4 protein-coding genes and 1 pseudogene are annotated in these 5068 nt (G+C 61.6%); 4 read left to right on the forward strand and 1 reads right to left on the reverse strand.

Annotated features, from left to right (window positions below):
* The 4 genes from FS320_RS37565 to FS320_RS48965 all read left to right on the forward strand — a co-directional run.
* Positions 1-317 (forward strand): transposase (locus FS320_RS37565; protein ID WP_192926390.1); only part of this gene is annotated, 317 nt, incomplete at its 5' end.
* A gap of 689 nt (positions 318-1006) precedes the next feature.
* Complete coding sequence (locus tag FS320_RS37570; RefSeq protein WP_152717388.1) at positions 1007-4024, forward strand: PAS domain S-box protein; 3018 nt, start codon at positions 1007-1009, stop codon at positions 4022-4024.
* A 277-nt stretch (positions 4025-4301) separates the two neighbouring features.
* The gene (locus FS320_RS50445; protein ID WP_338105598.1) at positions 4302-4562 is read left to right on the forward strand and encodes an IS110 family transposase; all 261 of its coding nucleotides are present in this window, start codon (positions 4302-4304) and stop codon (positions 4560-4562) included.
* Positions 4559-4756 (forward strand): hypothetical protein, encoded by a 198-nt coding sequence (locus tag FS320_RS48965; protein ID WP_244627643.1) that lies wholly within the window; start codon positions 4559-4561, stop codon positions 4754-4756. Before FS320_RS50445 ends, FS320_RS48965 begins: the two co-directional genes overlap by 4 nt.
* Here FS320_RS48965 and FS320_RS51145 read toward each other — a convergent pair.
* Positions 4757-4942 (reverse strand): annotated as a pseudogene (locus FS320_RS51145) (IS3 family transposase); the annotation flags it as partial.
* Positions 4943-5068: the final 126 nt, after the last annotated feature.

The following is a 5068-nucleotide window of genomic DNA, read 5'->3' on the forward strand; positions in this document are numbered from 1 at the left end:
ACCTGATCGTGGACAACTACGCCACCCACAAGCACCCCAAGGTGAAGGCTTGGCTCGAAAAGCATCCGCGCTTCCACCTGCACTTCACGCCGACCTCGGCCTCATGGCTCAACCAGGTTGAGCGCTTTTTTGCCCTGATCACCCAGGAGCGCATCCGGCGGGGCGCCTTCACGAGCGTGCCCGATCTGGAAAGCGCGATCATAGACTACTTGGAGCACCACAATGCCGACCCTCGACCCTTTGTCTGGACCGCCTCGGCCTCAGCTATCCTGGAGAAGGTCGCCCGTGCGAAACAAGCGTTAGAGTCACAACACTAGCGAGCAGCCACGCTTAGACCGACGGCTGCGGCGCTGCACCATGCCGTTTCATCGAGCAGCGGCAGGTCTTATGCTCGGCCATGTCCGACGGGCAGTATGCCTCTCAAACCTTTGTCACATCAAACAAGTAAGGCTGTTTTGGGTCGGCGCCAAATAGTCTAAACGATTGGAAATATGCAAGTTGTCTCCTAGCAGGAGGATGTACAAGCAAGTAAAGCGCGTTGATGTAACAGAGCCACCACATCTGGCCGATCTCTACTTCAACGAGATCGGTTTTCGCGGTTCGCAGTGAGCTGTCCCAGGCTAGCGCCACGCCGCACACGCACAGGGCGTCAGGTGACCAAGTCCCTATGGACGCGTGTCCCACCAGCATTGCAGCTCCCAGCCGTGTTCCGCGCAGCCGTCGGACGCGAGATGCGGCGGACCAAAGCGGGTGCGATCGACCTCGTCTCGAAAGTGGCTGTGTTTTTGATAGTGCCGGTCCGGTCTACCGAGGTTTATTGCACGAACCTCGTACGCTCCCTAATTGCCCGTTCAGTTTACACTATGTTACTACGTTTTACTGCTACTCCGCTACTGCAGCTTTACCCGTAAGGTCAGTCGGGACAAGATATCGACGGGCAAACGGGATGACTGGCGGTGTGAGATAGTGGCTTGTGCCCCGTCGCTCCGGAACTGGGACCACCAGCATGTCCCTGGCGAGGTGCACCATGCAGGCAGAGCAGACCCAAGCGCAAGATCAGGCGACGTCGCCGACCACAGTCCCGTCGCTTGCTTTTCCGGTCCTGAGCGCTGTTATCGCGATCGGGATCTTCATTCTCGACACGATGACCCCCGCAGAGGTCGCCATCGCCGTGCTGTACGTGGGTGTTGTGCTGCTCACGGCCAAGGTGCTTCAGGCGCGGGGTGTTGCGCTCGCGGCGGTGGGATGCATGACGCTGACGATACTCAGCTATGTGCTGGCGCAGCACGATGCATCGCCAAGCATTGCTCTTTTAAACCGCCTCCTCAGCCTTGCGGCGATCGGCGTGACGGCGTTTCTCGCCGTGCAAAGCCGGTCGCGAGAAATGGTGCTGCGCGAACAGGCCGGGCTTCTCGACCTCACCCACGACACAATCTTCGTGCGTGACATGAACGACGTCATCATCTACTGGAACCGCGGTGCCGAGGAGCTGTACGGGTGGAGCACAGGGGAAGCTGTCGGCCAGGTTTCACACCACCTCATGCAGACGATCTTTCCCATGCCGCTCGGCGAGATCACGGCCGAGCTGCTCCGCACCGGCCGTTGGGAAGGGGAACTCGTCCACACCAGGAAAGACGGCACGCAGGCGATCGTGGCGAGCCGGTGGTCTATACAGCGGGACGCACGGGGCCGTCCCGTGGCGATCCTGGAGACCAACAACGACATCACTGAGCGCAAGCGGGCGGAGGAGGAATTGCGGCGCAGTGAGGCCTACCTGGCGGAAGCGGAGGCGCTGAGCAAAAGCGGCATTTGGGCATGGAACCCTATCACGAAAAGAATCGCCTACTGGTCGCAGGAACGCTCCCGCTTGTTTGGCTTCGATCCGGAAGCAGGTATCCCGTCCTTCGAGGCGCTGCTCCAGCGCATCCATCCGGAGGATCGGGGAAAGTGGCTCGAAAACTCGGAAAGGGCAGTTCGTATCAGGGGCGATTCCGAAACAGATTTCCGGATCGTTCTTCCGGACGGCGAGATCAAGCACCTTCACGGAGTAGGCCACCCCGTTTTCAGCGAGTCCGGCAACCTTGTTGAAATCATCGGAGCGGCGATGGACATCACCGAACGCAAGCGTGCCGAAGAGGCGCTGCGGGAGAGCGAGGAGCAATGGAAGGCGGTTTTCGAGAACAACCCGACGATGTACTTCATAGTCGACGCGGCCGGCACCATCCTGTCCGTCAATCCGCTCGGAGCTGAGCAGCTCGGCTACACCCCCGCCGAATTGGTCGGGAGCCCCGTGCTGAACGTGTTCTATGAGCCTGATCGGGAGGCGGTCCAAAGGCACGTTGCCCGCTGCTTCGACCAGCTTAACTGGGCGATGAGCTGGGAGGCCCGCAAGATGCGCAAGGATGGCACGGTGCTCTGGGTGCGCGAAACCGCCCGGGCCGTGCTGTTGAAGAACTGCCCAGTCATCCTGGTCGCCTGCGAGGACATCACTGAGCGCAAGCATGCGGAAGAGGCGGCCCGGCGGAGCGAACAGGAGCTGCGCGATCTGATCGAACACCTGCCCGCGATGGTCTACATCGCTTTGCCGGGGCCCTCTGGGCCCGTTGTTGCGTTTGCCAGCCGGGGATGGCGCGACTACTCAGGCTTGTCGCAGGAGGACACGGCCGGATCTGGCTGGCAAAGCGTGGTTCATCCGGCCGATCTGGACCGCAATTTGGAGAAATGGCGGGTGCGCGCAGCGGCGGGCGAGCCGTACGAAAACGAGTCGCGCTACCGCCGGGCGGCGGACGGGGCTTGTCGCTGGTTCCTGGATCGTGCCGTGCCGCTGCGCGATGAGCACGGCACCATCCTCAAATGGTATGGCGTCCTGACCGACATCGAAGACCGCAAGCGGGCCGAAGACGCGCTGCGGCGCAGCGAGCATTATCTCGCCGAGGCGCAAAGGCTGAGCCATACTGGCAGTTGCGTCTACAACCCGGCCACTGAGCAGGTGATTTACTGGTCCGAGGAGATGTTCCGGATCCATGGATTGGATCCACAACGCGACCCTGCCCCTGACCTGAATGAACTTACTCGCTTCTGGCACCCGGACGATTGCGGCCGAGTTCTTGAACGCGTCAGGACCGCATTCCGCGAGAAAGCCGAATATGCGGTCGAACACAGGATCGTGCTGCCCGACGGAACGATCAAGCGCCTGCATGCGATCGGGCATCCAGTGTTCGACGACACTGGAGCCGTGATTGAATACATTGGGACGGTGATGGATATGACCGAGCACAGGCGCGCCGAGGAGGCGCTGCACAAGGCGCAGGCTGAACTCGCGCATGTCACGCGTGTGACGACGATGAGCGCGCTGACCGCCTCGATCGCGCATGAGGTCAACCAGCCGCTGGGCGCCATCGTCACGAATGCCAGCGCGGCCCTGCGCTGGCTCGCCCACGAGCCACCCAATCTCGGCGAGGCCTGCGAGATATTGGAGCGCATCGCGCGGGACGGGCACCGGGCTAGCGAGGTGATCGGGCGGGTACGCTCGCTCCTTCAGAAGAAAGCTGCCGTCGCGGAGCAGGTGAACCTGGATGATCTCATCCAGAATGTAGCAGCCCTCGCCCATGGGGAGGTGGTTCAGCACCGGATCCTGCTGCGCACCGAGCTGGCGCCCAACCTTCTGCCCGTGATGGGCGACCAAGTGCAACTGCAGCAGGTATTGCTGAACCTGGTGCTGAACGGCATCGAGGCCATGATGGATGTGGCGGAGCGGCCGCGCGAGCTGGTGATCCGGTCCCGGCGCGAGAAAGCCGGGGTGCTGGTGGCCGTGCAGGACGCCGGCGTCGGGTTGGATCCACAGAATGCGGAGCGGATGTTCGAGGCCTTCTACACGACGAAGCCGGCAGGCATGGGCATGGGGCTGGCCATCTGCCGCTCGATCATCGAGGCGCACGGCGGACGCCTGTGGGCGAGCGCCAACGAGCCTCAGGGCGCGGTGTTTCACTTTAGCCTGCCGGTCGACAGGGCTGGGCGATTGTGACCCAGATGTATGGACCGGCCGTGCGTTGCAAGAGACTTTCGACATAGAGAGGTTGGTCTTGCGCTAATGTATCCGGCCCTTGCGGAGCCGAGCTCCTTGGCCATCATGGATATCCGCGCGCATCTGGTCTCATAAGCTACTCGGCCCTGACTGGCCAAATGGGTCACCAGAGCCCAGATGCGACGGCGCGACCGTTCTCCATCTCGTCTTTCTCTCGCAGACCTCGGCGAGCTCAAAGCGACTGACGCAGGGTTGGGGCTCAGCGCTGTCGCTGCAGGTGAACAAGACCGATCCCAATGACGCTCTGGGGCTGGCGCAGATCGTACGCACGGGATGGTACCGGGAGGTCACCGTCAAGAGCCTGGACAGCCAGGTGATCCGCAGCTTCCTCAGCTCGCGAGCCCGTCTGGTGGAGGTGCGCGTGGATCTGGTCAACCAGATCCGGGGTGTGCTCAAGCCCTTCGGCCTGTTGGCCGGCAAGGGAGGCCATCAGCCCTTTATCGATCGCGTGCGTGAACTGGTGGCCAATGGGCCGTGAAGGATGCGGTCGAGGCGCTCCTGGCAGCGTTGCAGGAGGTCAGCCGGCAAATCGGCATCCTCACCCGTCGGCTCATGGGACTGGCGCGCCATGATCAGGCGGTCCGATGCCTGATGACGGCTCCCGGTGTCGGCTCTCTGGTCGCGTTGGCCTATATTGGATTTGCTTCGCTTAAGTGGAGAGCGGTTTGGTAGCTATTCGGCCAGCCTTTCGAACTGAACCGGGCTGAAGTAGTCGAGCGTCGAATGACGCCGGACGGGGTTGTAAAAACCATCGATGTAACGCCCAAGTGCGTCCTTGGCCTCGGATCTGGTCTGGAAAACGGTGCGCCAGACCAGTTCAGATTTCAAGGTCTTGAAGAAGGTCTCGACCACCGCATTGATGCTCCTATAAAGGTCAAGAGGTCGAAGGGACTGTCGTGGGAGCCCTGCTGGCTCGGCAGAGATAGCCGAAGATCTCCCGCGCGACAAAGCGCTTGAGGCAACGAATGATCTCCATTTTGCCCT

It is taken from the genome of Microvirga tunisiensis (assembly GCF_009296175.1).
Lineage (GTDB): Bacteria > Pseudomonadota > Alphaproteobacteria > Rhizobiales > Beijerinckiaceae > Microvirga > Microvirga tunisiensis.

Bases quoted from the DNA above. Each gene is read 5' to 3' on its own strand.
- FS320_RS37570 (WP_152717388.1), top strand. From the start codon at position 1,007: ATGTCCCTGGCGAGGTGCACCATGCAGGCAGAGCAGACCCAAGCGCAA.